This window comes from Spiroplasma endosymbiont of Colias croceus (genome assembly GCF_964020095.1).
Lineage (GTDB): Bacteria > Bacillota_I > Bacilli_A > Mycoplasmatales > VBWQ01 > Spiroplasma_E.
Window position 1 is genome coordinate 1,368,061 of record NZ_OZ026536.1, and the last position, 26,514, is coordinate 1,394,574.

Sequence of the window (26,514 nt, forward strand, 5' to 3'; positions counted from 1 at the left end):
ATTTATTGTTAATAACAAAATTATAAAATAAATTTTAAAATTATTAATTGACTTTTAAAAAATTTAATTACGGAATATGTCTTATGTTGATTCTTATCATATCCTAAATAATTTTGCATCTCAGAATTCAACATTTTTTCTACTAATCTTTTTGTTAATTCTTTATACAATCCTCCCTCTTTAAAAACTGTTGTTAAATCTTCAGTATTTTCTAATAATAAATCTACTGCTTTTGATATTGGATCATTATTATTAATATTTTGCTTTTTAGCCATCTGTAACTCACTCTTTCTAGTCATTTAATTATATTTACTAGAATTAATTAAACATAGTTATTTTTGTAAGTTACACAGATTACTAAACATTACCAAAAAATATCTTAATGTTTTAAGATATTGAAAATTTTAAGGTATTGCTTTCGTTTGTGAAAGAATTTTGCATTTGTAAATCGATACTACTAATATGTTCTCAACTTTCAATACTATTTTTATCTTTTGGCATATAATAGTCAATAATTTTTTTTCTATTTTGACTGGCATTTTTATTAATTTCTTTTTTTTCAATTGGATTTCAATTTGGAGATGAAGGAATTAATTGTTTTATAAATACTTTATTTTTATAAGTTAATTGATGTTCTTTTTTAATAGTCAAAGTATTTTTTGATTGTAATAACATACAAGCATGATTTCATGCCGAATTTCCTGAATTATCTTTATAATCAATATCAACTGGTCATTCATTTATTAAATAAGTTACTAATTTTTGTCAATCATTTAATACTGCTATATGTAATAATGAATAATTTTCTTTTCCAAACTTGATAATATTAATAAAATCTTTTTTTAGAGAATGATTATTAAGTTCTGAATTAATATTTTTAAGTTTTTGATTTAAATTATGTTCATAGTTATCAATGATTTCAATAATTTCTTCTTGATTATTTTTTCAAATTTCATTAGACTTCTTGCAAAACTATGATATTAATCACATTTTTTAAGTTTAAAAATTTATTTTAATAACACTTTTAATATTTTTTAAAAATTATTGTTCAAAATATGTTTTATTTTTTGTCATTAAAATACAACAAAAATTATTATTTCAAATAAAAAAATAAAATATTAAATTATCAAATATATTTAAATTAATAATTGTAAATTATAAATTGAAGCTATTAAATTAAATCTTAATGCAAATTTTTTTCTTCTATTTCGATATTTTTCACTAATAATTTTAAATTTTTTAAGAATCGCAAAAACATGTTCAATAACAACTCTCATTTTTGAAATAGCCTTATTATTTTTCTTTTCTTCTTTAGTTAAAGGGTTTTTCTTTGATTTTCGTTTAGGTAATAAGACATTTTTATGTATGTTTTGTATACCTTGATATCCTAAATCTACTAAAATAGTTGTTTCTGATAAAAATTTCGTTTTTGAATTTTTTAAAATTTTAAAATCATGATTTTTACCATAAGAAAAATAAGAACTTATAATTTTTTTACTATCTTTTTCAATTATGACTTGAGTTTTTATTGTATGTTTTTTCTTTTTTCCTGAATAATATTGTTTTTGACTTTTTTTGGGCGTTGAATAGTACTTTCAGTCACATCAATGATAACTGTTTTATCTTTAAAATTATTATTTAACAGTGATTTTTGCCCATCAAGTTGTTGAAAATCAGGATGTTTTATTAAAGTATTTTCTATTCACTTGATATTCCTATAGCAACTACTTTCACTAATTCCATAACTTTTAGCAATATGAAAATAAGTTCGATACTCTCTTCAATATTCTAAAGTCATTAATAAACGATTTTCTAATGATAATTTATTAGGTGTACCACCATTTTTAAACTTTTTTACTTCTTCTGTCTTTAAAATTTCTAGAATTTTATTAAAAATAATATCATTTATACCAGTTAATCTTAATAATTCTGGATTGTTAATAGTTTTTAATTTATCAAACATCATAGATTACCTATCTTTTTTATTTTTAATTTTATTTTAAAAATTAAATTTTTAATAGATAGGTTTTGCAAGAAGTCTATTATCATTTTGATTATCTTTTATTTCATTAGTTTTTTTTAGTTGTTCATTTAAAATCTTATTAATGTTTAGTATCATTTCTTTAGCATTTATTAAATTTTCTGCTTTTAGTTGATTTAGTTGATTTATTTGCTCGATTATTCTTGCTATTTTTATATGGTTATTTTTATTGGCCATCATTAAAGCTGTATTACCATTTTGATTTGCATAATTAAGATTAGCGTTATTTTCTATTAAAGCATTAGTAATTTCTAAAAAACCATTTTCAGCAGCTATCATTAAAGGACTGTAACCAGATTGATCTGAATAATTAACATTAACATTTTTTGGGGTGAGTAAAGTTAATAGTTATAATTTAATTTTCTTTAAATAAAAGATAAAATAAATTATTAATTGTTGGTTAAATTATATACCTTTTTTCATTTATAATCAAGTGTTTTAAATAATTATTTTATAATTATAAATGAAAAAAATTCCTAACTATTTAGGTTTAGATTTATTAAGTTTTAAAAAATTAAAGTATAAGATTTAATTTATTAATTCTTGCTGAATTAATTATAAGCATATTATCAAGTACTTTATCATTAAAAATCTTAGCACCATATCCTTTTAAAGATTTAACTAAATGTGATACATCACTTTCAGCACAAACTCCTTGATTTCAATTTTCTTTTTGATTAATAACACCATCTTTATTATTTTTAAAATATTTATATATTTGCTCATCAACTTTATTTTCTTTTAAAAAATCTAATAATTGATAATATTCACCATTAACAAATAAATCATATGCATTTGTTAATTTTTTATTATCTACTTTTCTATTAATAATAAATCCTTTTTTAAGTGCTTTAAATGCATGATGTCTATCAATTACATAAGGAATTTTTTCTTTTTTAGCAGTAGTTTTAATTCAAGGTGCACCATCACCAATAAATACTAAACTACTTTTAGTATAAATATATTGTAAATCAAGAAATTCATAAATTTTATCAATTAATTCTTGTCTTTTAATTCTTTGACCATTTTTAGTTTTCATATAAGTAATTTTTTTATCTTTTAAAACATTTCTACTTTTAGTAGATTTTTCTAAATCTTTACCTTTATTTGCACTAATTGTACGAATACGATTTTTTTGTTTTTTATTATTAAATAATGAACTTATAAAACAATCATCCATATTTATAAATAATTTTTCAGTTGGTAATACTACTTTTTTCTCTTTTATTTCTTCAACATTTATTATTGCATTTTTCATTACATTAGTCATATATGTTTTTGAAAAATTAGAATTTTTTACTGTATCTTGTACATCAGATTGTCTTTTACCATTACCTGAATTTTTTATTATTGTATGTTCTAAACTTGTAAGTGTTCTTTTTCTTTTTTTAATTTTTATATATTCATCTAAAGGATAATAATATTCATTAGTTTCTAATATTAAATAACATCTACGATAAAAATCATTTACTTTACCATATTGAGTATTTGGACTTCTTGGAGCTGTTTTAACATATTTATGTTTAGTTGTATCATATATATTTTGATATCAAAAATCATCATATCCTTGTCATATATTTGTTATAAAACTTAAATCATTATTTTTAATTATAATATCAAGTTCATCATAATTAAGTTCATTAATAAGAAAATTCATAATAATAATCTCCTTCTTAATTTATGATTTGATTATATGACTATTAAAATTAAATTGTTGTGATTTAATAAAAATAGAAATGATATAATTAGTATATAAGTTTTAAATAAGGTGATAATATGCCAGCAAAAAGAAAAGAATTAGGAAATTATAAAGAAAAAATAAGTGAATATTTTAAAGAAAATAAAAATGTTCCAACAAGAATGACAAAAACTGGTTTAAATTTAGCATTAGGAATTGATAGAAAATATATATTTGATTGCCGACGCTACCAGACAAAATGACAACAAAATTTTTTAAAAGAATATGATAAAGCATGTCAAAAAATTGCTAATTATTTATTGCGAAATACTATGAAAGACCCAAAATATCAATGAGAATATTTAAGAAAATGTCATCCAGAATAATTTGATGATTTACAAAATAATTTAGAAGAAAATAACGAAAAAAGTAATATAATTATTAATCTTTGTGAACCAAGAAAAATAGAAAATGATGATTAGAAACCTATAATAAATATAGGTTTTTTTCTTTATTTTAAAGGCTAAAAATGATATAATTACATAAAGTGAATATGTTAAATAACATATATAAAAGTGACCTATTAATATAATAAAATTTAATAAAGGGAGATTAAAAGTATGAGTAATTTTACTTTTGATAAAAAAGAGAATTATAGTTTAGATGATGTTGAAAGTTTACTAAAACAACATAGAAATGTAGTATATGCTGAAAGTAAAAAAGATATTGAACCTAAATTAAGTGAGTATGAAATAAAATTAAAAGAATATGAAGCAAAAGTTAATGAATATCAAGAAAAAGAATTATTTAATGGTTTAAATGATAAACAAATTAAAATTGCTAAATCATTATTAAATGATTATAAAGATATTTCAAAAACTGAAGCATTAGAAAAAATTAAACAAGAATATATAGAGATTTTTAATAATAAATCTAATATTTCAAATACTGAAATAATAAAAAAAGAAGAACCTAAAGAAGAAATAAAATATTTTAATACTTTAGATTTATTAAATTTAGATAATATTTATAATACAAATCAAAAAGTTAATTTAGATACTAAAGCAAAAACTAAAGGTTTAATAGATAAAAATGAAATATTAGAATATACAAAAAAAGCATTCTCTGATATTCCTAAAAATAGTTAGGAGAATAAATATGGCTTTGCCAAGTATACCAAAGGCTTTAATCACTGGTGGAAATTCTGACAGTGAAAAAGCAATTTTAAGTGTAATTGAAGCACAAGTTCGTGGTGTATTAAATAATGAAAATACAACAATGTATTTTAGAACAAGTGCAGTTGCTCAACAAATTGAAACTTTAAATGGTGTAGGAATGGCAATTTATAGAATTGCTGAACGTATTGTTTGAGGTAGTGATTATGACCCTGTAACTGGTATTACAAGACAATGAACAAGTGCAAAAACAACAACAGTAATACTTGACCAAAAATTAACTATTAATTGAGCAGTTGAAGATTTTGATATGGAAAGATTTTTATCAAGTGACCCAAATGTAAGAGCAACATTATTAGCAGAATGAAGTTCAAGTATGATAAAAGGTTATTTATATTGTTTAGAAGCAATATTTTTAACTGGTATTAAAGATTATTGTATTTCAAAATCACAAGTATTACCTATTAATTTATTAAATTTAAATCAAGATACTGCATATGAAGCATTTTATACAATTGGACAAAGAAATAATAGATTAATTCAAAAAATAACTAATACTGAAGTTGGAGTTAATTTAACTGATATATTAGGTGGTATTGGATTTAATAGTTATTTACAATTTACAAAAGTATTTCAAAAATTAAATTATAGTTCTATTGCTGCAGATACTATTACAACAGGTAAATTATATAAAGATAGTATTTTTGGTACTGATTTATTTAAAAGTTTTTATTTAGAACAAGAATTTAAACATGGTACTGAAACAGGATTACATTTACAAAAAACATTTGATTTAAGAAAAATGTTAGCAGGATTTATTCATAAAAATGCTGTTGCAATGCCAAGTTCATTTCAAAGTATTAGACAAATGTTAGATAATAATACTGCTAATTTAAAATGAATTGGTAAAGCATTATATGCTCTTCCAACAATGATTAGAGGTCATTTACAATATATTATTCAAGCTAATATGCCTACAGTAGCAGAAATAACAGAAGCACAAAATAAAGAATAGACATATTCCGTAATTAAATTTTTTAAAAGTCAATTAATAATTTTAAAATTTATTTTATAATTTTGTTATTAACAATAAATTTAGAAAAGTGTTGATAAAAATGATTTTTGAAAATTTAAAAAAATTAAAAAATGAAGAATTTTATAGATATTTTGGTATAAAACGTTTTCATTTTAATGAAATGTTAGAAAAATTAATTGAAATAGAAAAATTAGAAAAAAATAAAGGTCGAAAAAATAAACTTTCAGTAGAAGAAAGATTAATGATGACTTTATTATACTGAAAAGAATATTATACTTTTTTTCAAATGAGTATTAAATCTAAAATGAGCCCATCAAGTTGTTTTCGAAATATTACTTGAGTAGAAAATAAACTTAGTAACCACAAAGATTACCAATTTTTAAAAGAAAGATATAAATTAAAAATTGATAAAAAACAAGAAAATTCAAATGAATTTCAATTTTATTTAATTGATTCAACTGAGATTGAAATTGAAAGACCAACTAAAAAAAACTACAAGACATATTCCGTAATTAAATTTTTTAAAAGTCAATTAATAATTTTAAAATTTATTTTATAATTTTGTTATTAACAATAAATTTAGAAAAGTGTTGATAAAAATGATTTTTGAAAATTTAAAAAAATTAAAAAATGAAGAATTTTATAGATATTTTGGTATAAAACGTTTTCATTTTAATGAAATGTTAGAAAAATTAATTGAAATAGAAAAATTAGAAAAAAATAAAGGTCGAAAAAATAAACTTTCAGTAGAAGAAAGATTAATGATGACTTTATTATACTGAAAAGAATATTATACTTTTTTTCAAATGAGTATTAAATCTAAAATGAGCCCATCAAGTTGTTTTCGAAATATTACTTGAGTAGAAAATAAACTTAGTAACCACAAAGATTACCAATTTTTAAAAGAAAGATATAAATTAAAAATTGATAAAAAACAAGAAAATTCAAATGAATTTCAATTTTATTTAATTGATTCAACTGAGATTGAAATTGAAAGACCAACTAAAAAAAACTACAGTTAGAATATTTTTCTGGTAAAAGTTGAATGTATTCTATAAAATTTCAAATTGTATATGATTTTTTTAATAAAAAAATTGTTGATATTTTTGCTGATAATGGTAAAGTGCATGATTTTCAAATATTAAAAAATTCAAATCTTGAATTTTCAGAAAAAACAATAATTATTGGTGATTTAGGATATCAAGGTATACAAAATATTTATAAAAATACAATAATACCAATTAAAAGAACTAAAAATAAAAAATTAACTAAACAAGAAAGAAAATACAATAAGATTGTATCTAAAATTAGAATTAAAGTTGAACATGTCTTTGCTTGATTGAAAAGATTCAAAATTTTAGTAAATAAATGTAGAAAATCTAAATTTAGACTTATGTACTTAAGATTTAACTTACTTTGTGAAATTTTTAATAAAATAAAACCATTAAAATAAAAAAAATATTAAAAATATTTTTTTAAAATTTAAATTTTTATCGAGTTAATATAAAAATATTATTAACAATTTTTTGTTTAAAATGTAAACTCATTTTTTAAACTATTTTTTCAAAAAATATTTATTTCTATATTCAATAACACTAAATAGTTTTAAAACAATTTTATTGACAATTAATTAAATTTAATTACGGAATATGTCCAATATACAAAAGATACATCAGAACAAAAAACAAATGCTACTTATAAATTAGCAGATTTTGATGATACAAAAATTGATTTAGAAAATTTAATTTTTTATTTAGATTTAGGAAAAATTACTATTGCAGGAACAAAACCAACAATTCCTGAATTAGATAATGCAGTTAATAAAAAAAATATAGGTTATACAATAGAACATGCTGATTATAGTAATATTACTGAAACTAATGCTACAATGACTGCTAAAGTTAATGATACTTTATATATAGGTTCTGTAACATTAAAATATGAAAAGGCTTAAATTATGGAATATATTTATAATTATGTAAATAATAAAACAAAAATTATTATTAATTCACCAAATCCAAAAGATATAACTGATAGTAATGATTTAAGAGCAATTTTATTAGATGAATATCCTAATTTAAGAAATGATTATTTTGTATTAAGTAATGTTCATGCAAATACAGCATTATTAGTTGGAGATAATATTAATTGTAAAGGTAGAGTATTAATTGAAATAAAACAAAAATCTAATCAATTATTAAAAGGAGAAAATAATAATGCCAAATGTTGAGAATACACAATTGAATAATTATACATTAACAAAATTAATAAGAATTGGAATAAGTCCTTTATCAGCAATGATTGGTACAAGTGCTTATTATGGTCAATTAATAGGTAATCCAGTATTAGGAAGTATAAATGCTTTATTATTTAGTAAAAAATTAGGAATTGATATTTGAAATTTAAATCAAATGCCTAGTACTAAAACTAAATTATTAAATAGTTCTAAAAAAATATTATTAGGATTAGGAACAATTGGATTAGCAAATTATAGTAAATTTACTGAAACAATCAATCCTATTACTCCAACTACAACAACTACAGAAACTCCACCATGACCAACAGAATCATTAATATTATTTGAAAATGTAAATAATAATTTTAATCCTAATCATTTAATGGATTGAAATACATATTTTTCTTTCATTTCATATGGTATTACTAATTTACTTGCTGGTATTCTAGAATTAATACCTAATAAATTTGAAACCATTACAATAATAGCAAATACTTCTGCTGGTGGATGTTTAATATCAATTGGTGGTAATATGGGTATAAATAATGATTTTAATAATGCTTATGCTATTCCTACAATAGTAGCAGGTGTAAGTGAAATTATTCATAATTTACTACCAATGGAAACTACTAATCATATTGAAGAAATGCAAGAAACAACATTTACTAATGAACATGCTAATTTAATTAATAACACCGAACAAGAATATGAAAGACAAAGACAAAATTATGGTTCAAATAGTAGTATTGATAATTTAAGTATGGGTAGTAGTAATATTATTTTTGATTCTAATAATCCTTATAAAGAAACTATAGTACCTATTAACAGATTATAATGTTACCTTTAATTATTGAATTTATTTATTATGCTTTAGCAAGTAATGATATTAAATTAGCATTAATAAATATTTTAAAAACTTATTATAAAAATCAGTCATTAAAAGCAATATTTGAAAGTGAAAATGTTAGTGAAAAAGAAATACATCAACCTTATTCATTTGCAAATCCAAATATATTAAAAAAGTTAATTAGTATATTAAAACCAACTGAATTATCATTATTACAAAATGAAATTAATAAATTTAAAAATCCAGTAAATAGTTTTAAAAAATCAATTATACCAACAGAAATTAGAACTGTTAAAAATTATGTAAATAAAGTTGATAATTTATTTAAAGAAAATGAAGAAGAAATACCAGATAATGCATGAGAAGTATTATCAAGTTCATGATTTAAAAGAGGAAGATTTATTGTTGATAATAAAAATTTAAAAATTGGAACTTTAACAACATTATTTCAAAGTGATAATGATAAAAGACAAATATGATATGGTCCTTATACTTATCCAGCATTTCCACAAGAAATATGAATATTAATGACACAAGCTAAAGGTAAAAATGGTAGTGGTGCAGGAACAATATTTTGAAAATTTTGAAATAGAAAATGATTACCAAGTCAATTAAGAAAATATGTTAAAAGTGAATTAGCAAAAATAGGTAAATATTATGGTTCACAAGATACTAAAGTAATTTATCCAAATAATATTAATGTACAAAAAACTATAAATTTTATTAATAGATTAGAAAAAGGTTTTTTTAAATTAAAAGAATATAAAACTTTATCTAAAAATGAAATAGGAAGTAATCAATGAAGATATGAAAGAAAACAATTATTAAAAAATTCTTTACATACAAATAAATATATAAAAATTAAAAGAAATTCTAATTTTTATAAAACATGAAAGTAGGTGATAATTATTATTGAATTAGATAAACCAATTAAACCAATTGGTATATGAAATACTATTAATCCAATTTCAAAAGATAATAAAGAATATAAAAGATTAAATAAGATTTGATTTAATAAAAATAGTACTCATATTGATAAAATTAAAATTTTAATATCAAATATTTTAAAAATAACTAGTCATATTATTGGTATATTAATAACTATATTTTTTACTAGTACACCTTGATTAATACCTAAAATACCAATAGAAATGGGAATTGGAAGTTATACAAGTCAATATAATTTTACTTGACCTGACCATTTAATATTAACTTTATTTCCTATGTTTGGTCATATTGGATTAAATCTGATTACTAAATTAGGTAATTATGGAAAATTAATTAAATATGTATTAATAACTATACCCATTATTATTACAAGTCCATATTTAATATATCAATATAAACAAATTAAAAAACATAAAAAAGAATGTCAATTATGTAAACAACATTCAAATAAAATACAATTGGAGGAATAAAAAATGAATTTATCAAAAGAATTAATAACAGCAGTATTAAGCGGAGCAATAACTAGTGGAATTATAGTTACTATTGTTTTACTTTTATTATCAAAATTTATTAAAAAATCAAAACAAAGTAAAATATCAAAAGAATTAAAAAGAGATAAAGAAATTAAATTTATTATTGAAAATATTAAACAAATAAATTCTCAATTACAATTAGAAACAACATCAGTTGCTAAATTACTTGATAGTTTTAATAATGATGAAGAAAAAGATGAAGTATTTAAAAATACTATTATAAGTCAAAGAGCAAAACGTAAAGAATTATCAAAAAAAGATAAGAAAAAAGCAATTAAAGTTGGAATTTAAAGGGTTTAAATACCCTTTATTTTACATTAAGGAGTAAATTATTATGGCTATTAAAGACCCATTAATTTTTATAACAATACAAGAATTTAAATCTTGAAATGGTTTTAATAAATTAGAATTTGATGAAATAACAACACCAGATAGTGAAATATTTAAAGCAATTTCAATAGCAAGTAATAATATTGATTATTTAAGTGGTTTTACTATTTCACCTAAATGACCAGAAATTACAATTACAGATTTTACTGATGAAATACAAACTGCAACTGCATATTATGTTAATTTTTTATTAACAAAAGATGTTAATTATTTACGTGGACAAGCAAGTATTAGTCAAGGTGGTATTACTTATAGTGAAAATAATCCAGATGACCCTTATTTTATTGTTCCTGAAGTATTTAGTTGTTTAAGAAAAATTAAACATTATTTAACATTTAAAGGTTTTCCATTAAATGTATCTCCAAATAAAGATAATAGTTTTATGGGTAATGGTGGTAATGAAAATATACTTGAAGAATATGTAAATAGTAAACTTTTAAAGTCAAGTGACCCAAGAGTTGAAATTAAAAAAATACATCAAAAAAATATTAATGGAGTAATAATTGATATTGATACACGTGGTATTAAAAATGATATTGATAATTCATTATGAGAAGTTGATAAAGATAATCCTAATTTTATTCAACCAAAAGATGATAAAGGTATTGATGTTAATGGTAAAAGAATAATTGATGTTGGTACACCTACATTTTTAAGTGATGCTACAACTAAAATATATGTTGATAATTTATTAGATAAAAAACAAAATAAATTAACTGCTGGTGAAAATATTAAAATTGACCCAAATACTAATACTATTAGTGCTACTAGTGGTAAAGCAGATTTACCTGATTATTATAAAAAAGAAGAAGTAGATAAAAAATTAGAAGATAAAATGGATAAAGACCAATTTCAATATGCTTTTGCTATCAACACTATTGGTACTGAAATTCCTAATTTAGAAACTACTAATAAAACTATTGCTGGTGCTATTAATGAAATATTAAAAACAAAACAAGAAATTATTGATTTAATGTCATGAACTAAATATTTTAATAATGATTATTTTGAATGAAAAGATAATAAATTAATAGTTGATACAAATCCAAATTCTTCACTTGGTGTAGCAAATGAATTATTAAAAATTAATACTTATGGTGGCTCATTAAAAACATCTTCTAAATCAATTTTTGGTGCTATTAATGAATTAGCATTAAGAGTTGATGATTTATTAACTAGATTAACAAATGATGAACAAAATATGATAAATAAAGAGAAGTGAAAAGAAGTAGGAACAAAAATAAATATAAATCATATTAAACATACTTTTAAATCAAATACTAAATATAAAATTTATTATAATTTTGAAAGTCAATCAAGTATTAAAAAATTTGCTTTTATGTCTAAAGAATTTTTATATGGTGAGTTGAATACTGATGTTCAAACATTATATTGAGATAAAGTTAATGATAGAATAATGGTATCTTTACAAATGCAAAATGATACTATTGCTATTGTTAGTGACCCTGTAAAATATGGTCAACTTTTAAAATTAGAAGAATTACAGGAATAAAATTATGAATAAAGAATTTACTTATTTACATGAAATTAGTTATTGATTATTAAATAAAAGTGATTTTACTCATAGTGAATATAATTTAAGTGGAAGTAGATATTCAAGTAAAACATATAGTATTGCAGAAGAATTAGCAATGTTAATAGCAATTTCAATTAAAATTAATAAATTAATTGCTGGTAATGTTTAGTAATCTGTGTAACTTACAAAAATAACTATGTTTAATTAGTTCTAGTAAATATAATTAATTTTCTAGAAAGAGTGAGTTACAGATGGCTAAAAAGCAAAATATTAATAACAATGATCTAATATCACAAGCAGTAGATTTATTATTAGAAAATACTGAAGATTTAACAACAGTTTTTAAAGAGGGAGGATTATATAAAGAATTAACAAAAAGATTAGTAGAAAAAATGTTGAATTCTGAGATGCAAAATTATTTAGGATATGATAAGAATCAACATAGTAATAGTGACAATGCTCGTAATGGTATAAGTTCAAAAAAATTAATAACCCAACAAGGTAAAATTGAAATTGATGTACCAAGAGATCGTAATAGTAATTTTAATCCTGTAATAGTTGCAAAAAGACAAAGAAGATTTGATGGTTTTGATCAACAAGTTCTTTCTTTATATGCAAAAGGTATGACATTATCAGATATTAGAATGCAATTACAAGAGTTATATCATGGTGCTGATATTAGTGAAAGTGTTATTAGTCAAATTACTGATGATGTTATTGATGACGTCAAAGCATGGCAAAATCGACCATTAGATAGTGTTTATCCGATTGTTTATTTTGATTGTATAGTAGTTAAAGTACGACAAGATAAAAGGATTATTAATAAATCAGTTTATATAGCTTTAGGAGTTGATTTAGAAGGTAAAAAAGATGTTTTAGGTTTATGAATTAGTGAAAATGAAGGTGCTAAATTTTGATTAGCCAATTTCACAGAAATGAAAAATCGTGGCTTAAATGATATTCTTATTGCTTGTAGTGATAATTTAACAGGCATGTCAGAAGCAATACAATCAGTTTATCTTAAAACAGAACATCAATTATGCATCGTTCATCAAATTAGAAATAGTTTGAAATATGTCTCATATAAGCATAGAGAATCTCTAGTTGCAGATTTAAAACCAATTTATACTGCATGTAGTGAAGAACAAGCAATGCAGGCTTTAGAATCATTTGAAAATAAATGAACTAAACAATATCCACAAATTGCTAAATCTTGATATAAAAATTGAGATAATTTAATGGTTTTTATTAGTTATCCTGCAGAAATAAAAAGGGTAATTTATACCACAAATGCTATTGAATCTGTTAATAGTCAATTACGAAAAGTCATCAGAAATAAAAAAGTTTTTCCTAACGATATGTCAGTTTTTAAAATATTTTATTTAGCAATTGACAATATAACAAAAAAATGAACAATGCCCATTCAAAATTGAAATACAGCAATTGCTCATTTTATGATAAAATTTGAAGACAGAATTAATCTAAACTAGTACTTTGTAAAACAAAGAAACACAGATTATTAAAAAGCCTCTAATTGCTATATATTGTTTTAGAAAATTAAATAAAGATATTAATGAATTAACTAAAGAAATTAATGAAGCTTTAATTAATGTTGGTTTTGATTATAAAGATTTTATTTTAAAATATCCAAATAAACAAGCAGATTTTTGTTTTAAAGGTTCAAAATCATTTATTAGAGTTATGGGTGTGTATTCTAATAGTAATGATAGAATACCTTTAAAAGGGCTTTCTAGAAGTGAAATAAAAGGTTTTGATTTAACAATTGAATGATGTGAAGAAGCAAATGAATTTAGTCAAGCTGAATTTCAAGCAATTACATTTGCATTAGGTAATGCTAAAAAAATAATTAAAATTAGAAGTTGTAATCCAGATAATATTTATCAATATTTTATTGAATATATGAATAATAGAGTACCTTTTAATTTAGAAATAATGAAATCTAATAATGAACAAATTAAATCAATATTTGAAAATAATATTTTTAAATTATTTCATTATTCAAATTGAAAAATTAATGAACATAATTTATTACAAGATAAAATTAATGATTTAGAAAAATTAAAAATACTTGACCCTATAAAAGCACAAAGTTGATATTATGGTGTACCTAGTATTTTAACTGGTGCTATTTTTGCAAGATTTTTAGATAAAGTAAATACTAAATTAGAATTTCAACCATATTATTTTAGAGCAGGTTTAGATATTGGTTATGCTACAAGTCCAAGCGGTCATCCTACAGCAGGAAGTTTATGATGTTTAAATCAAAGTAAAACTAAAGCACATAAATTAAGTGAATTTTATCATAGTAATGTAACAATGCAATTTAAAAATAGTTATGAATTAGCAAATAGTATTATTGATTATTATTTAATTCAAGGTCAAAAATATACACAATTAATAATTAAAAAATTATATGTAAATGTTGATTATGGTAATGGTGGTCAAGCATTTATTGATATTTTAAAAAAACAAAGAAAAGATAGAAATATTTATTGATTAATATTTCAACCAGTAAATAAAGAAATATTTTATTTAAGAGATAGAATTGATTTTACAACTGCTGGATTAATTAAAAATATATTAAGTTATGATTGAAATAATTGTCCTTATACTAAAAAACAATATTCATTAATTCAATGATTAGATAATACTAAAAAATCATTAAGTTCAAATATGGAACCTCAAATGTTAGATTTACATGATGATACATGAGATAGTGATTGTTTTGCTTTAATGAATGATATGAAAGATTTAATTGATTCAATTGGTAATGAATTATTACTTACAAAGAAAAGAGGTGTTTTAAATGGATTTATATAATATTAATTTTTATTTAGAAAATAAACAAAATTGATATTTAGATATACCTAGAATTATTGCTCAAAAATCAACAAGATTATGATTAGGTAAAGGAATATTATTACAAAGTGAAGATAAAAAATTATTAGATAATTGAAATAATTTTTATTTTAAAGATAAAATATTTGAAAAATTAGCAAAATTTGGTATTCAAAATAGTTTATTAGGTAGATGTATTTTATTATGAATGATTACTAAAACTGGTGAGTTAACATTAGTTGTACCAACTCCAACATTTATGTCAAGAGTTGCAAAAATTAATGAACAAGAACAATCAGCAGAATTATTTTTTACAAATAATCAAGCAGATAATCAAACTTTAACATGAGTTACAATAACACCAAAAATAGTACATGTTGAAATATTTAATAATGTTGGTGAAGAGACAATTTTAGGTACAACAAAATCAAAAACAAAACCTGAAAATTTAGTAAAAACAAGTTATACATTAAAAAATCCATTTGGTTTTTTACCAATTGTAGAAATAACAAATTTACCAAATCCTTTATTATTTGGTCAAAGTACTACATTAAATGGTTATCCAGATTGTATGTCAGTATATCCATTAATTGAAGATTTAAATCATAATATTAAACAAAAAAGAAAAGAAAGAATATTAAATCAAACAAGAGCATTTGGTCAATTATCAAATGAACAATTACTTGAATTAATGACTGGTAAATCTGATATTGGTCAATATGTAGAAGATTTTTTTATGAATGTTAGTAGTACACCATATGATAAAACTGGTAATGGTGGAATTAATTTTATTCAAGGTAATCCTAAATTTAGTGAATATTGACTTGATTATAATGGTATTATTAAACAAATATTTAATGGTGCTGGATATGATATTGAAGATTATAATGGTCAACAATATACAAATAAAACTCAATCAATGTTTAATAATAAATTTGATATGGAAACAACAGAATATAAAATAGCACATTATAAACCTTATATATTACGTTTAATGGATATGTGAATGTATTATTATGGTCATTGAAATATGATTGGTGAAAGAACATATAGTTTTGATTTTATACCTATTGCTATGACTGACCAATTACAAGAAAAAGAATTAATTGAATTTCAATTAATTTATGGATTAATGACTAAAAAAGAAGCGATTGGTAAATTAAGAAATGTTAATTTATTACAAGCAAAAAATATATTAAAAGAAGTAAATAAAGAAGATAAAGAAGATGAAAAAATAAAATTATTAGGAGAAAATAAAAATGAACAGACATCAACAAATTCAATTAATGAAACATCTTCATCTGCAATTGAAAAAACAACAACTTCTGATTAAAAGATGTAGTTATTGAAAAATATTTCCATTTGTTATTAATAATGGGGTAATGTTTAGTAATCTGTGTAACTTACAAAAATAACTATGTTTAATTAATTCTAGTAAAAATATAATTAAATGACTAGAAAGAGTGAGTTACAGATGGCTAAAAAGCAAAATATTAATAATAATGATCCAATATCAAAAGCAGTAGATTTATTATTAGAAAATACTGAAGATTTAACAACAGTTTTTAAAGAGGGAGGATTGTATAAAGAATTAACAAAAAGATTAGTAGAAAAAATGTTGAATTCTGAGATGCAAAATTATTTGGGATATGAAAAGAATCAACATAGTAATAGTGACAATGCTCGTAATGGTATAAGTTCAAAAAAAATAATAACTCAACAAGGTAAAATTGAGATTGATGTACCACGAGATCGCAATAGTAATTTTAATCCTATAATAGTTGCAAAAAGACAAAGAAGATTTGATGGTTTTGATCAACAAGTTCTTTCTTTATATGCAAAAGGTATGACATTATCAGATATTAGAATGCAATTACAAGAGTTATATCATGGTGCTGATATTAGTGAAAGTGTTATTAGTCAAATTACTGATGATGTTATTGATGATGTAAAAGCATGGCAAAATCGACCATTAGAAAGTGTCTATCCGATTGTTTATTTTGATTGCATAGTAGTGAAAGTACGACAAGATAAAAGGATTATTAATAAATCAGTTTATATAGCTTTAGGAGTTGATTTAGAAGGTAAAAAAGATGTTTTAGGTTTATGAATTAGTGAAAATGAAGGTGCTAAATTTTGATTAGCAAATTTAACAGAAATGAAAAATCGTGGCTTAAATGATATTCTTATTGCCTGCAGTGATAATTTAACAGGCATGTCAGAAGCAATACAATCAGTTTATCTTAAAACAGAACATCAATTATGCATAGTTCATCAAATTAGAAATAGTTTGAAATATGTCTCATATAAGCATAGAAAATCTCTAGTTGCAGATTTAAAACCAATTTATACTGCATGTAGTGAAGAACAAGCAATGCAGGCTTTAGAATCCTTTGAAAATAAGTGAAATAAACAATATCCTCAAATTGCTAAATCTTGATATAAAAATTGAGATAATTTAATGGTTTTTATTAGTTATCCTACAGAAATCAAAAGAGTTATTTATACAACAAATGCTATTGAATCTGTAAATAGTCAATTACGAAAAGTTATCAGAAATAAAAAAGTTTTTCCTAATGATATGGCAGTTTTTAAAATATTTTATTTAGCAATTGAAAATATAACAAAAAAATGAACAATGCCCATTCAAAATTGAAATACAGCAATTGCTCATTTTATGATAAAATTTGAAGATAGAATTAATCTAAACTAGTACTTTGTAAAACAAAGATACACAGATTACATAAAAGCCTCAATAATGGTGCAATTCCTTTAACTGAAACTGGTTATAAACCTATTAATAGTAAAATAAGTGATTTCGGACAATATGAATTAATATTAACTGGTAATACTCCAGTTGTATGTATTTGAAAAAATAGTACAAAAATATATCAAAAAAATAAAGGAAGTATTAATCCAGATACTCATAAAGTTACAGGTCAAGACCAATATTATACAAAACAATATAAAATTGGAGATTATTGAAATGCTTATTTAATTGATGATACAAGTGGTGTTGATTTTAGTGGTTTACCAAATAATCAAATATTTAAAACAGTACAAACTAAAAGACAATATACTTTAGTAATGTTTGAAGAACATATTACAATTGATGATTATTTACAATTTTTTTGTGTATTTAATGATGAAAATGAAAATATTGGTGGTAATAGTGGTAAAAATCAAGATAGACAATTATTATTTATTTCAAATGTAACAAATTATTATAGTCCTTATAATGGTGCATTTAGTATGCAAGTATTAACTTTTAGTAGTTTAAATGATAGAGTAGTTGCAAGTGGTCAAAATACACTTGATTTTGTACAATATGCTTCACCAGGCTCTGGTTATGCTTTCCCTACTATTCAACAAGGAAAAGTAACGTTAAATCGTACTTTAATGCGTGATATAGGAGTAAGATATAGTCATAGACAATCATATGGATTAGAATTATTAACAAGTTGTTATTATTATGGAAGACCTATAATTCAAGGTCAAGAACCTATAAAACAAGGAAATGAAGAAATATTTGAAAGTAAAGTATTTGCTTCAAGAAGATTATTTATTGCTGGTAATAATGATTTATCTACAACTGATGTTAAAAATAATGGTGGTTTACTTGCTGGAATAAATGATAAAATAACAACAAGTAGTCATCCAGAAACAACATTTTATAATATTATGGATGCAAAACCTACTGGATTTTTAAATTTTAAAGATTTTAAAGAATGATTAAAAACTTCATTAAATTTTCAAGATAATTTATTTGTAACAAAAGATTTTAAAGGTATGCTTGCTTTTGATAAAGAAAAAGCAAGATTAAGTAATGGTACATCAATAGGAGAAGCAAAATTCTTTTGAGATAGTGAATGAAATATTAATAATTTAACAGGTAATTATAATGTAGATATGTCAAATAATTTTAAATATAAAGACCCAGATACACATTTAATTATAGGAAGTCCAACTGTTGATTATAGTAAAATATCACAAAAATATATGTCAGCAATATTAAATTTTAATTCAGTTGTATTTAGGACATATTCCGTAATTAAATTTAATTAATTGTCAATAAAATTGTTTTAAAACTATTTAGTGTTATTGAATATAGAAATAAATATTTTTTGAAAAAATAGTTTAAAAAATGAGTTTACATTTTAAACAAAAAATTGTTAATAATATTTTTATATTAACTCGATAAAAATTTAAATTTTAAAAAAATATTTTTAATATTTTTTTTATTTTAATGGTTTTATTTTATTAAAAATTTCACAAAGTAAGTTAAATCTTAAGTACATAAGTCTAAATTTAGATTTTCTACATTTATTTACTAAAATTTTGAATCTTTTCAATCAAGCAAAGACATGTTCAACTTTAATTCTAATTTTAGATACAATCTTATTGTATTTTCTTTCTTGTTTAGTTAATTTTTTATTTTTAGTTCTTTTAATTGGTATTATTGTATTTTTATAAATATTTTGTATACCTTGATATCCTAAATCACCAATAATTATTGTTTTTTCTGAAAATTCAAGATTTGAATTTTTTAATATTTGAAAATCATGCACTTTACCATTATCAGCAAAAATATCAACAATTTTTTTATTAAAAAAATCATATACAATTTGAAATTTTATAGAATACATTCAACTTTTACCAGAAAAATATTCTAACTGTAGTTTTTTTTAGTTGGTCTTTCAATTTCAATCTCAGTTGAATCAATTAAATAAAATTGAAATTCATTTGAATTTTCTTGTTTTTTATCAATTTTTAATTTATATCTTTCTTTTAAAAATTGGTAATCTTTGTGGTTACTAAGTTTATTTTCTACTCAAGTAATATTTCGAAAACAACTTGATGGGCTCATTTTAGATTTAATACTCATTTGAAAAAAAGTATAATATTCTTTTCAGTATAATAAAGTCATCATTAATCTTTCTTCTACTGAAAGTTTATTTTTTCGACCTTTATTTTTTTCTAATTTTTCTATTTCAATTAATTTTTCTAACATTTCATTAAAATGAAAACGTTTTATACCAAAATATCTATAAAATTCTTCATTTTTTAATTTTTTTAAATTTTCAAAAATCATTTTTATCAACACTTTTCTAAATTTATTGTTAATAACAAAATTATAAAATAAATTTTAAAATTATTAATTGACTTTTAAAAAATTTAATTACGGAATATGTCTTTAGTAGTTTAATTCAAATGCCTTATGATAGTCAACAATGATTACCATTTGCTTTAAGTGATATACCATTAGTTGGTAAATTATTAAATGTTTTAACTTTAGGAGTTCCTGTTGGATGAGTTATTACTCAAAATATGCAACAATATAAAAAAATGTTATATTTTAATGGTTTTATGAGTGCATTTTTTACAAGTAATTTAGAAAATATTATTGGTAATGGTGGTTTAATTCCATTGAATGCATTTACAAATGATAATGATTTTGCTATTGGTAAATTATTAGGTGCAAATGTTAGTACAACTGCTATGACAATGAAATTAAGTGATAGAGTAAGTGTTTATCCATGAGACCCTACTACTGGTAAAAAGTTAGAAGTTAAAGAACAAATATCAACTGTTGATTTATCACAAAAAAAAATAATAAAGTTTATATTTTAGCAGAAGATAGTGAATTTTTAGATATTGCTTCACCATTTACAAATGAAGATACTAATTGTGAATGAAATCCAACAAGTAATGGAGTTATTGATGGTTCAAATTATGCTTATATTATTGATACAATTGTTACTCAAAGTTTACATCAAGGAGAAGAAAGACATACATTTTATAGTGATAATCCTTTTACTTATCAAGGTGATTATAATGAAATATCAGTTGCTCAGTTTAGATATAATAATATGGGTGCATTAACTGGTAATGCTTTTAATTGAACTACTTTATATAAATTAAATCATGATGAATATGAAGAAACTGAAGAAACTACATTTTCATATCCTGCAAAAATATTACCGCCAAGTCCTCAAAATATAGCTAAAACAATTGTAATTAATCCAGATTTAAAAATAGAAATGATAGCAAATAATATAGCTTTAACAGATACAAGTTCAATACCAGTAAAAGATAATACAGAAAATTGATGAGAGGCCAATCATAGTAAACAAGTTAATTATGAAATTGATTTAAATTCATTATTAGACCCTACATTATTAATTAAGTCTTTTAACGATTTACAACGTTATTATAAAACTATAACAATATATTATGATTATAATATTGAAACCGAAAAAGAGATTAAAAATGTTTCTACAACAGAAATAACAACTAATTTATCAGGTACAGAAAGTTTTAATCCGGCAAAAGAAATTAAAAATACAAGTATAACTATTAATTTAAAAGATTTAATTTTGAGAGACATACCACCACGTAACGGAAATCATCTTTATCATTGAAAACATGCAAATAGTGATTATGAATATATAAAAAGTAGAACTGGAACATCATATATGTATGGGCTTACTGACAGTGATTATAGTTTAAATAGTTACGAATTTACTATAAAAGATAGCGGGGCTTTTCACGATTGAAATATTGAATTTAATAACAAAAAATCAATAGGTTTATCAATAGTAAATGATAAGTTGAAATGAAATTTTTATTTACAAGCAACATTAGGAAAAATTGAAAATAGAATTATTATTGATAGTGTACCTGTACAATACGGTTATGGTTATATTACAATCAAATCATTAAAAATAAATATTTATAAAATAATATTGAATAATAGATAATATTGATATAATTTATTTAAAATCATTCAAAATATCAAAGGAGTTATTATGTCAAGAGGTATTATTTCTTTAATAGCAATATCCATTATAATTGGAGTATTAGTTTTTGGGTATTTGGTAATGTTTAGTAATCTGTGTAACTTACAAAAATAACTATGTTTAATTAATTCTAGTAAATATAATTAAATGACTAGAAAGAGTGAGTTACAGATGGCTAAAAAGCAAAATATTAATAATAATGATCCAATATCAAAAGCAGTAGATTTATTATTAGAAAATACTGAAGATTTAACAACAGTTTTTAAAGAGGGAGGATTGTATAAAGAATTAACAAAAAGATTAGTAGAAAAAATGTTGAATTCTGAGATGCAAAATTATTTGGGATATGAAAAGAATCAACATAGTAATAGTGACAATGCTCGTAATGGTATAAGTTCAAAAAAAATAATAACTCAACAAGGTAAAATTGAGATTGATGTACCACGAGATCGCAATAGTAATTTTAATCCTATAATAGTTGCAAAAAGACAAAGAAGATTTGATGGTTTTGATCAACAAGTTCTTTCTTTATATGCAAAAGGTATGACATTATCAGATATTAGAATGCAATTACAAGAGTTATATCATGGTGCTGATATTAGTGAAAGTGTTATTAGTCAAATTACTGATGATGTTATTGATGATGTAAAAGCATGGCAAAATCGACCATTAGAAAGTGTCTATCCGATTGTTTATTTTGATTGCATAGTAGTGAAAGTACGACAAGATAAAAGGATTATTAATAAATCAGTTTATATAGCTTTAGGAGTTGATTTAGAAGGTAAAAAAGATGTTTTAGGTTTATGAATTAGTGAAAATGAAGGTGCTAAATTTTGATTAGCAAATTTAACAGAAATGAAAAATCGTGGCTTAAATGATATTCTTATTGCCTGCAGTGATAATTTAACAGGCATGTCAGAAGCAATACAATCAGTTTATCTTAAAACAGAACATCAATTATGCATAGTTCATCAAATTAGAAATAGTTTGAAATATGTCTCATATAAGCATAGAAAATCTCTAGTTGCAGATTTAAAACCAATTTATACTGCATGTAGTGAAGAACAAGCAATGCAGGCTTTAGAATCCTTTGAAAATAAGTGAAATAAACAATATCCTCAAATTGCTAAATCTTGATATAAAAATTGAGATAATTTAATGGTTTTTATTAGTTATCCTACAGAAATCAAAAGAGTTATTTATACAACAAATGCTATTGAATCTGTAAATAGTCAATTACGAAAAGTTATCAGAAATAAAAAAGTTTTTCCTAATGATATGGCAGTTTTTAAAATATTTTATTTAGCAATTGAAAATATAACAAAAAAATGAACAATGCCCATTCAAAATTGAAATACAGCAATTGCTCATTTTATGATAAAATTTGAAGATAGAATTAATCTAAACTAGTACTTTGTAAAACAAAGATACACAGATTACATAAAAGCCTCGGGTATTTAATTAATAAAGGTACCAAATTATGCAATGAAAATAATGCTTTTGGAATTTTACTGCTTTTTATTGCATTAAATGTTTTTGGTTTAATTTTAGGTTGTTGTATTATTTCAAATTTAAGGTATAAAGAAAAAAAACATTATATAATAGGATAAATAATTATTTAGATAAACAAGAAAATAATATTTCCCCACAATCTTAAATATTAATGTATAATTTTAAATACTTACCTAAGGGGTTAGAAAAGGTAAGTTATAAATGTCACGTTATTTCATTTCATAGTTAGGTAAGCACCTAATATAAAAGTTACTATAATCAATAGTAACTTTTTATTTTAAAAAATACTTTTAAATTTAAAAATATTAATATATACTTAGATTACTTACTTATGTAAGTATATGAAATAAAAAGTTCTCAAGTTTATATTAATTTTGCTAATAATTAGATTGGCACCTAATTAAAAAGTTACCAATTAAGGTAACTTTTTTTATATAAAAAAATATTAGTAAGGCAACACTAATGTACTTAGTTCATTATTATTTCAAATGAATACCATACTAATATATTATGATTATACCACATTTAAATTAAAATATTTCTTCAAAAACTTTAGGTCAAAATTTCTTTTTTACTGTAATATTATGTATTTTTAAATATTTTTCAACTTCTTTATTTTTATCATTATATACTCTATTAATTCCATTTGCTATTTTATCTGCTACCATGATACCACTATATAAATGTGATTTACAATCATCTTTTACATAAAATATTATATTTTTTTGTCTAAAAATTAACTGTGAAAAAATAGTATATTTATCATTATTAGATTTATAATTTAAAAAATTTTCAATACTTTTTCCATTTAATTTATTAAATTGTTTTCTAATTTGTTCATCAATATATAAAGATATTTTACAATTTAATAAATTAAGTTGATTAATAATATATTGAGATAAAATTGCAATACAAATATTTAATATTCTTTCAGTTTCAATATCATTTTTATATTTGTTTTTAAGTTTATTTATATTAATCATTAGTGAAAAACTTTTAATATTATGTTCACTTAATAATTTTAAGATTTTATTTTTATTTTTATGTGATGTTCTACTTCAAAATTTAGAACCTTTTATTTCTTTTCCACCATTAATTTCTTTTAGTAATTCGCGAAAACATTTTTTAAAATTTAAATATTTTTCTTTATTATTAAATACTACTGCAGTATAGTTTGCAAATTTTTTATTATCATATAATTTACCACTATCATCAATAAATATGAAATATTCATTTGTATTATTATTCATAAATAAAAACTCATTCCCAATTTTTTATTTGTTAATAATATTATAAATTAAAAAAATAAAAAAAGAGAAACTATTTAAGAATGAGTAATTTCTCTCTATTAATTATATCATATTTTCTATATTAAATATAGATAATTTAGTTATTTTATTCATCATCATCATCATTTTCTATTTGAGAATTATGATGATGACATTGTTTACATTTTTCTGTTTTTTCTCAAATTTTTCTATTAATATTATAATCATTTAATAATTCTTCAAATTCTTCAATATTATTTTTATCAACATGCAAACTTTTAAAATTTAAAGTAAAATCTCCTTCAACTGAAAAATAACCAACACTTACATCATAATGTTTTTCTTTTTTTCATTTATTTAAAAATTCATCTATTGTACAATTTATCATTATCATTATTTACTCCTTATATTTATTTAATTCTTTATTTACTTTATTATTAATATTTTCTTTTAATATTTTTTGTATATTTTCTTTTGATATATTTTCTTTTGATATATTTTCTTTCATTTCATTTAAAGCATTATTAAATTGTATTGTATGAAAATTACAAAAAGATAATTTATTTTCTCTTGCATAAGTATAAATTCTTTTATTATTATCATTTAAATATCAAGTTTTTTTTAATTCAATTTCAATTTTAATATTACAATTTTTAGCCATACATTTAATTATATGTTTCATAATTATCACTCATTAATAATTTCAGTTATAATACCAATTATTGTTGAAATTATCATTAAAAATAAAATTACTGATACTGATACTATAGTTAATATTTCTCATCAAACCATTATTTATTCTCCTTAATTATTTTCGATATTAATATCATCAATATTTATATTAATAGTTATTCCATCTAAATTTTTTAATTCTTTTAATTTTTCTATTATTTCTAAAATATCTTGTTTAGTCATTTTTATTTTCCTTATTAATTATTTGTCTAATTTCTAATATTTCTTTTAAAACAAGATTTATATTCTTTGCATTATTATATAGTGCTTCTCATATCTCATTATCTTTTTTACGCATATTAATTCTCCTTATTTAAATAATATCAACCAATTAATAAACTATCAGCTTCATCATGATTGGATATTGTTATATTTCAACCTTGTTCTTGAATTACTTGTTTTGCTAATTTAATTGATAATTCTTTATTTCATATTTTATCTTTTGCATATCAAAATATTTTAACATATCATTTTTTTCATTCACTTGGACTTATTAACATATCTTTTGTTATTAATTTATTAAATTGTCCAGCAATAAAACCACGTAAATGTTCTTGTGTTTCATAACCAATACCATTTTTTGAATGAAAAGTACCACGTTCAATAATTAAATTTAAATTATTATTATAAAATAAACTACCAATGTCACATTTAATTAATTTTTCAATTTTTAATTTAATTAAAAAATTAAAATTATTGTTATATATTGCATCACTTTTACTAACTTCATATTTAGTACTATATTTTTTAAAATCATAACTATTTATTCAAATTGGTTTTCATATATCATTTGTATGTGGAGTATTACTTTCTATTGGTTTTCATAAATATTTACAATTTAGTTCACATTCTTTTTCTCATAAAGTAAATCCAGTATTTTTTATACTTGGGTCAATTGAAAGTAAATAATTAGTCATTATTT

32 protein-coding genes and 1 pseudogene are annotated in these 26,514 nt (G+C 21.5%); 21 read left to right on the forward strand and 12 right to left on the reverse strand.

Translation table 4 applies throughout. The features are described from left to right. Positions 1 to 86: 86 nt before the first annotated feature. From AACL24_RS08550 to AACL24_RS08570, 5 genes and pseudogenes are all read right to left on the reverse strand, one after another. Positions 87 to 275: pseudogene (locus AACL24_RS08550) on the reverse strand (IS256 family transposase); the annotation flags it as partial. 112 nt (positions 276 to 387) lie between these two features. Next, complete coding sequence (locus AACL24_RS08555) at positions 388 to 651, reverse strand: hypothetical protein (protein WP_339046142.1); 264 nt, start codon at positions 649 to 651, stop codon at positions 388 to 390. Positions 652 to 1,136: 485 nt separating this feature from the next. After that, a protein-coding gene (locus AACL24_RS08560; protein ID WP_339045885.1) for an IS5 family transposase occupies positions 1,137 to 1,966 on the reverse strand; the annotation gives its coding sequence in 2 pieces (ribosomal slippage) (positions 1,137 to 1,570 and positions 1,570 to 1,966; 831 coding nt in all). 48 nt (positions 1,967 to 2,014) lie between these two features. Further along, on the reverse strand, positions 2,015 to 2,386 hold the full coding sequence (locus AACL24_RS08565) for an ankyrin repeat domain-containing protein (RefSeq protein ID WP_339049430.1): 372 nt from the start codon (positions 2,384 to 2,386) through the stop codon (positions 2,015 to 2,017). A 169-nt stretch (positions 2,387 to 2,555) separates the two neighbouring features. Then, the gene (locus tag AACL24_RS08570; protein WP_339046144.1) at positions 2,556 to 3,698 is read right to left on the reverse strand and encodes an Mbov_0401 family ICE element transposase-like protein; all 1,143 of its coding nucleotides are present in this window, start codon (positions 3,696 to 3,698) and stop codon (positions 2,556 to 2,558) included. Positions 3,699 to 3,817: 119 nt separating this feature from the next. Between AACL24_RS08570 and AACL24_RS08575 the strand changes: the two genes are divergently transcribed. The 18 genes from AACL24_RS08575 to AACL24_RS08660 all read left to right on the forward strand — a co-directional run bounded on the left by AACL24_RS08575 (position 3,818) and on the right by AACL24_RS08660 (position 19,345). Then, complete coding sequence (locus AACL24_RS08575; RefSeq protein WP_339046146.1) at positions 3,818 to 4,105, forward strand: hypothetical protein; 288 nt, start codon at positions 3,818 to 3,820, stop codon at positions 4,103 to 4,105. A gap of 234 nt (positions 4,106 to 4,339) precedes the next feature. Beyond that, positions 4,340 to 4,867 carry a hypothetical protein gene (locus tag AACL24_RS08580; RefSeq protein WP_339046148.1) on the forward strand — a complete coding sequence of 176 codons (528 nt, stop codon included), beginning with the start codon at positions 4,340 to 4,342 and terminating at the stop codon, positions 4,865 to 4,867. A 10-nt stretch (positions 4,868 to 4,877) separates the two neighbouring features. After that, positions 4,878 to 5,909, forward strand: a complete 1,032-nt coding sequence (locus tag AACL24_RS08585) for a hypothetical protein (protein WP_339046150.1) — start codon at positions 4,878 to 4,880, stop codon at positions 5,907 to 5,909. A gap of 100 nt (positions 5,910 to 6,009) precedes the next feature. Continuing rightward, positions 6,010 to 6,489 carry a transposase family protein gene (locus tag AACL24_RS08590; protein ID WP_339046152.1) on the forward strand — a complete coding sequence of 160 codons (480 nt, stop codon included), beginning with the start codon at positions 6,010 to 6,012 and terminating at the stop codon, positions 6,487 to 6,489. A gap of 40 nt (positions 6,490 to 6,529) precedes the next feature. After that, positions 6,530 to 6,952: a transposase family protein gene (locus AACL24_RS08595; RefSeq protein WP_339045912.1), complete on the forward strand. Its 423-nt coding sequence runs from the start codon at positions 6,530 to 6,532 to the stop codon at positions 6,950 to 6,952. A 23-nt stretch (positions 6,953 to 6,975) separates the two neighbouring features. After that, entirely contained in the window at positions 6,976 to 7,383 is a 408-nt protein-coding gene (locus tag AACL24_RS08600; protein WP_339045908.1) for a transposase family protein, read from the forward strand. A gap of 504 nt (positions 7,384 to 7,887) precedes the next feature. Beyond that, complete coding sequence (locus AACL24_RS08605) at positions 7,888 to 8,178, forward strand: hypothetical protein (RefSeq protein ID WP_339046154.1); 291 nt, start codon at positions 7,888 to 7,890, stop codon at positions 8,176 to 8,178. Then, positions 8,147 to 9,001, forward strand: coding sequence for a hypothetical protein (locus AACL24_RS08610; RefSeq protein ID WP_339046155.1), 855 nt, complete (start codon positions 8,147 to 8,149; stop codon positions 8,999 to 9,001). The genes AACL24_RS08605 and AACL24_RS08610 overlap by 32 nt, the downstream gene beginning before the upstream one ends. Then, positions 9,001 to 9,912: a hypothetical protein gene (locus AACL24_RS08615; RefSeq protein ID WP_339046157.1), complete on the forward strand. Its 912-nt coding sequence runs from the start codon at positions 9,001 to 9,003 to the stop codon at positions 9,910 to 9,912. Before AACL24_RS08610 ends, AACL24_RS08615 begins: the two co-directional genes overlap by 1 nt. Beyond that, positions 9,913 to 10,431, forward strand: a complete 519-nt coding sequence (locus tag AACL24_RS08620) for a hypothetical protein (protein ID WP_339046159.1) — start codon at positions 9,913 to 9,915, stop codon at positions 10,429 to 10,431. Between the two features lie 3 nt (positions 10,432 to 10,434). Next, on the forward strand, positions 10,435 to 10,785 hold the full coding sequence (locus AACL24_RS08625) for a hypothetical protein (protein ID WP_339046161.1): 351 nt from the start codon (positions 10,435 to 10,437) through the stop codon (positions 10,783 to 10,785). Positions 10,786 to 10,828: 43 nt separating this feature from the next. Continuing rightward, positions 10,829 to 12,397 (forward strand): hypothetical protein, encoded by a 1,569-nt coding sequence (locus AACL24_RS08630; protein ID WP_339046163.1) that lies wholly within the window; start codon positions 10,829 to 10,831, stop codon positions 12,395 to 12,397. Between the two features lie 4 nt (positions 12,398 to 12,401). Continuing rightward, positions 12,402 to 12,590 (forward strand): hypothetical protein, encoded by a 189-nt coding sequence (locus tag AACL24_RS08635; RefSeq protein WP_339046165.1) that lies wholly within the window; start codon positions 12,402 to 12,404, stop codon positions 12,588 to 12,590. Positions 12,591 to 12,672: 82 nt separating this feature from the next. Further along, entirely contained in the window at positions 12,673 to 13,911 is a 1,239-nt protein-coding gene (locus AACL24_RS08640) for an IS256 family transposase (protein ID WP_339046167.1), read from the forward strand. Between the two features lie 217 nt (positions 13,912 to 14,128). Next, complete coding sequence (locus AACL24_RS08645; RefSeq protein ID WP_339046169.1) at positions 14,129 to 15,262, forward strand: hypothetical protein; 1,134 nt, start codon at positions 14,129 to 14,131, stop codon at positions 15,260 to 15,262. Next, complete coding sequence (locus tag AACL24_RS08650) at positions 15,249 to 16,613, forward strand: hypothetical protein (RefSeq protein WP_339046171.1); 1,365 nt, start codon at positions 15,249 to 15,251, stop codon at positions 16,611 to 16,613. Before AACL24_RS08645 ends, AACL24_RS08650 begins: the two co-directional genes overlap by 14 nt. Before the next feature lie 141 nt (positions 16,614 to 16,754). Continuing rightward, positions 16,755 to 17,993, forward strand: a complete 1,239-nt coding sequence (locus AACL24_RS08655) for an IS256 family transposase (RefSeq protein ID WP_339046650.1) — start codon at positions 16,755 to 16,757, stop codon at positions 17,991 to 17,993. A gap of 374 nt (positions 17,994 to 18,367) precedes the next feature. Beyond that, positions 18,368 to 19,345, forward strand: a complete 978-nt coding sequence (locus tag AACL24_RS08660; RefSeq protein WP_339046173.1) for a hypothetical protein — start codon at positions 18,368 to 18,370, stop codon at positions 19,343 to 19,345. Between the two features lie 173 nt (positions 19,346 to 19,518). Here AACL24_RS08660 and AACL24_RS08665 read toward each other — a convergent pair whose 3' ends face one another. Together AACL24_RS08665 and AACL24_RS08670 are read right to left on the reverse strand one after the other, a co-directional pair. Next, entirely contained in the window at positions 19,519 to 19,926 is a 408-nt protein-coding gene (locus AACL24_RS08665; protein WP_339045908.1) for a transposase family protein, read from the reverse strand. Positions 19,927 to 19,949: 23 nt separating this feature from the next. Further along, a complete protein-coding gene (locus AACL24_RS08670) occupies positions 19,950 to 20,372 on the reverse strand; it encodes a transposase family protein (protein ID WP_339045912.1) in 423 nt (140 codons plus the stop codon). Positions 20,373 to 20,491: 119 nt separating this feature from the next. On the opposite strand from AACL24_RS08670, the gene AACL24_RS08675 reads away from it, so the two are divergent. The 3 genes from AACL24_RS08675 (at position 20,492) to AACL24_RS08685 (ending at position 23,490) form a co-directional block, all read left to right on the forward strand. Then, complete coding sequence (locus AACL24_RS08675) at positions 20,492 to 20,911, forward strand: hypothetical protein (RefSeq protein WP_339046175.1); 420 nt, start codon at positions 20,492 to 20,494, stop codon at positions 20,909 to 20,911. Between the two features lie 239 nt (positions 20,912 to 21,150). Continuing rightward, complete coding sequence (locus AACL24_RS08680; protein ID WP_339046177.1) at positions 21,151 to 22,041, forward strand: hypothetical protein; 891 nt, start codon at positions 21,151 to 21,153, stop codon at positions 22,039 to 22,041. 210 nt (positions 22,042 to 22,251) lie between these two features. Beyond that, positions 22,252 to 23,490, forward strand: coding sequence for an IS256 family transposase (locus AACL24_RS08685; RefSeq protein WP_339046650.1), 1,239 nt, complete (start codon positions 22,252 to 22,254; stop codon positions 23,488 to 23,490). 632 nt (positions 23,491 to 24,122) lie between these two features. Here AACL24_RS08685 and AACL24_RS08690 read toward each other — a convergent pair. The 5 genes from AACL24_RS08690 to AACL24_RS08710 form a co-directional block, all read right to left on the reverse strand. After that, positions 24,123 to 24,842, reverse strand: a complete 720-nt coding sequence (locus tag AACL24_RS08690; RefSeq protein ID WP_339046179.1) for a DUF3800 domain-containing protein — start codon at positions 24,840 to 24,842, stop codon at positions 24,123 to 24,125. Between the two features lie 145 nt (positions 24,843 to 24,987). Next, a complete protein-coding gene (locus AACL24_RS08695; protein WP_339046181.1) occupies positions 24,988 to 25,254 on the reverse strand; it encodes a hypothetical protein in 267 nt (88 codons plus the stop codon). 3 nt (positions 25,255 to 25,257) lie between these two features. Then, on the reverse strand, positions 25,258 to 25,542 hold the full coding sequence (locus AACL24_RS08700) for a hypothetical protein (RefSeq protein WP_339046182.1): 285 nt from the start codon (positions 25,540 to 25,542) through the stop codon (positions 25,258 to 25,260). Positions 25,543 to 25,767: 225 nt separating this feature from the next. After that, positions 25,768 to 25,890: a hypothetical protein gene (locus tag AACL24_RS08705; RefSeq protein ID WP_339046184.1), complete on the reverse strand. Its 123-nt coding sequence runs from the start codon at positions 25,888 to 25,890 to the stop codon at positions 25,768 to 25,770. 1 nt (position 25,891) lies between these two features. Next, positions 25,892 to 26,509 carry a hypothetical protein gene (locus tag AACL24_RS08710; RefSeq protein WP_339046186.1) on the reverse strand — a complete coding sequence of 206 codons (618 nt, stop codon included), beginning with the start codon at positions 26,507 to 26,509 and terminating at the stop codon, positions 25,892 to 25,894. Between the last annotated feature and the right edge of the window lie 5 nt (positions 26,510 to 26,514).